Source organism: Actinomadura fibrosa (genome assembly GCF_900659615.1).
Lineage (GTDB): Bacteria > Actinomycetota > Actinomycetes > Streptosporangiales > Streptosporangiaceae > Spirillospora > Spirillospora fibrosa.
The window spans coordinates 1-2,735 of sequence record NZ_CAACUY010000490.1; the positions used below are offsets into that span (position 1 = coordinate 1).

Below are 2,735 nucleotides of genomic sequence, written 5' to 3' on the forward strand. Positions count from 1 at the left end.
TCCGGCGGCCGACGGCGGGTTCTGGCTGCTGGGCCTGCGGCGTCCGGACGCGCGGCTGCTGCGCGGCGTCCCGATGTCGCGTCCGGACACCGGCGCAATCCAGTTCGGGAGGCTGCGGGCCGCTGGGCTGGAGGTGGCGGTGCTGCCCGAGCTGACCGATGTGGACACCGCGCGGGACGCCGAGGCCGTCGCCGCCGCGGCGCCGCACGGGCGGTTCGCGGCCGCCGTCCGCGACCTGGGAGACAGGACGGGCGACAGGTCGAGCGGCAGGGGGGTGCCGGCGTGATCGGGCAGCTCTACGAGGAGGCGCTGCGGGACGGCGCGGCCGTGGAGATCGAGCACGCGGACGGGGCGCGCCGTCCCCTGCCCGTGCGGGACTGGCTGGCGCTGCGTCCCGGCGACGGCGGGCTGCTCGACCGGTGCGGCGGCCCGACGCTGGACGTGGGTTCGGGGCCGGGACGGCTGACGGTGGCGCTGGCGGGGCGCGGTGTGCCGGTCCTCGGCATCGACGTCGCCCCCTACGCGGTCGCGCTGACGGTGGCGGCGGGCGGACCGGCCCTGTGCCGGGACGTGTTCGGGCGCGTGCCGGGCGACGGCCGCTGGGACACCGTCCTGCTGGCCGACGGCAACATCGGCATCGGCGGCGACCCAGTCGCTCTGCTGCGGCGGGTGCTGGCGCTGGCGGCCCCGGGCGGCCGCGTCCTGGTGGAGGTGGATCCGCCCGGCGGCGGCGCGCGCACGGTGCCGATGCGGTTGCGGTCGCTGCGGTCGGTCGGCGAGTGGTTCACCTGGGCGCACGTGCCGGTGGACGCCGTCGCGGGGCTCGCGGCCGGGTGCGCGGCGACCGTCACCGAGATGTGGGAGGAGGCGGGCCGGTGGTTCGTCGCCCTGCGCTCCTGAGGATCCCCGCGCTGCCGCGTCCGCCGTTGCCGGGCCCGCCCGCCGTCCTGCAGACGCTGCCGGAGCGGTTCACCAGCCGCCTGCACGACGAGCGGACGGCGGCCTGGCTGGGGATGGCGCTCGGCGCCAGCTTCCTGACCGCGTTCGCGACGGGGCTGGTCAGCCATTTCCTCCAGCATCCGCCGGGCTGGGCGCAGTGGCCGTCGCGTCCGGTGAACCTGTACCGGGTCACCCAGGGCGTGCACGTGATCGGCGGGCTGGCGACGGTGCCGCTGCTGCTGGCCAAGCTGTGGACGGTCTACCCGAAGCTGCTGCGGTGGCCGCCGGTCCGGTCGGCCGTGCACGGCGGGCGGCGGCTGCTGGCGCTCGTGCTGGTGGGCGGCGCGTTGTTCCAGCTGGTGACGGGCGTCCTGAACATCTCCTACTGGTATCCGTTCCCGTTCTTCTTCACGACCGCGCACTACTGGACCGCCTACCTGCTGGTCGGCGCCCTGCTGATCCACGTGGCGGACGAGTGGCCGAAGGTGCGCCGGACGGTGATGACCCGGCCGGAGGACGCGGTGGGGCGGCGCGCGTTCCTGCTGACGGTCGCCGCCGCGAGTGGCACCGTGGCGCTCACGACGGTGGGGGAGGCGTTCTCGCCGCTGGCCCGGCTGGCGCTGCTCGCGCCGCGCCGTCCCGGGGTCGGGCCGCAGGGGCTCCCGGTGAACAAGTCGGCGGCCGGGGCCGGGGTGGCCGCCGCCGCCCGCGAGGCCGGCTGGCGGCTCACGGTCACGGGCCGCGTCGAGCGCGAGGTGACGCTGTCGCTCGCGCAGCTGCGGGCGCTGCCGCAGCGGACGGCGCGGCTGCCGATCGCCTGCGTGGAGGGCTGGAGCGCGGAGGCGACCTGGGAGGGCGTCCGGCTGCGGGACGTCCTGCGGCTGGCGGGCGTCGCGGACGGCGCCCGCGTGCGGGTGGAGTCGCTGGAGCGCGGCGGCCTCTACCGGACCTCCGACGTCGCTCCGCCGCACTGGCGCGACCCGCTCACGCTGCTGGCGCTCGGGGTGAACGGTGCGCCGCTCGACCTCGACCACGGCTTCCCCTGCCGGTTGATCGCGCCGAACCGGCCGGGGGTCATGCAGACCAAGTGGGTGCATCGGCTGGTGGTGTCGTGAAAGCCCGGATCGCGGTGGCGGCGGTGGGTCTGGTGCTCGTCGCGGTGGGGGTGCGAGGCATCGTCCTGCATGTGGACGTGTCCGGGTGGGCCGTGTGGTTCGTCGGGGCGGCCGTGCTGCACGACGGCGTGCTGGTCCCGCTGGTGCTGGCGGCGGGGCTGCTCACCAGGCGGCTGCCGGGCCCGTACCGGGGCGTCGTGCGGGGCGCGCTCGTGGCGGCGGGGTGCGTGTCCGCGATCGCGCTGCCGCTCGTCCTGGGATACGGGCGGCGCGCGGACGTGCCTTCGCGTCTGCCGCTGCCGTACGGCCGCAACCTGGTGGTGGTCCTGGGGGCCATCGCGGCGGCGGCCGTGCTGGCTGCGACCTTCCGGCTGCTGAGGGAGCGGGGGGTCGGTGTCGAACGGGCCGGGCGGGGTGTGCGGCTCCGCCGCCGACCGCGGCCGGGGCCTGAAGGCGGGGTTCGGCGATGACCGTCACCGGCGTCCGAGGGCGGGCGCGGGCCGAGGAGTCAGGGCGCCGTGCGGGACGTGCCGGTTGGGTCGCCGTGGCGGTCTGGGCCGCGGGGATCGCGGCGGCGTTCGCGGTGGGCTGGCACCTGCGCCGCGCCGGGCTGGCGACGGAGGACGGGCTGCCTCCGCTGCACGCGCAGCCGCGGGACCGCCCGCTGACCTGGCAGTTGCT

The 2,735-nt window shown here is 77.1% G+C and carries 5 protein-coding genes; all 5 read left to right on the top strand.

The features are described from left to right. On the top strand, nucleotides 1–286 hold a 286-nt coding region (locus E1300_RS48950), incomplete at its 5' end, for a DUF2064 domain-containing protein (protein WP_131764079.1). Then, nucleotides 283–900, top strand: coding sequence for a class I SAM-dependent methyltransferase (locus E1300_RS51120; protein WP_165503354.1), 618 nt, complete (start codon nucleotides 283–285; stop codon nucleotides 898–900). The genes E1300_RS48950 and E1300_RS51120, both read left to right, overlap by 4 nt. Further along, entirely contained in the window at nucleotides 876–2,054 is a 1,179-nt protein-coding gene (locus E1300_RS51125) for a molybdopterin-dependent oxidoreductase (RefSeq protein ID WP_165503355.1), read from the top strand. The genes E1300_RS51120 and E1300_RS51125 overlap by 25 nt, the downstream gene beginning before the upstream one ends. Then, nucleotides 2,051–2,524: a hypothetical protein gene (locus E1300_RS48960; protein ID WP_131764081.1), complete on the top strand. Its 474-nt coding sequence runs from the start codon at nucleotides 2,051–2,053 to the stop codon at nucleotides 2,522–2,524. Before E1300_RS51125 ends, E1300_RS48960 begins: the two co-directional genes overlap by 4 nt. Beyond that, nucleotides 2,521–2,735: hypothetical protein (locus E1300_RS48965; RefSeq protein ID WP_131764082.1), on the top strand; the 215-nt coding region annotated here is incomplete at its 3' end. The genes E1300_RS48960 and E1300_RS48965, both read left to right, overlap by 4 nt.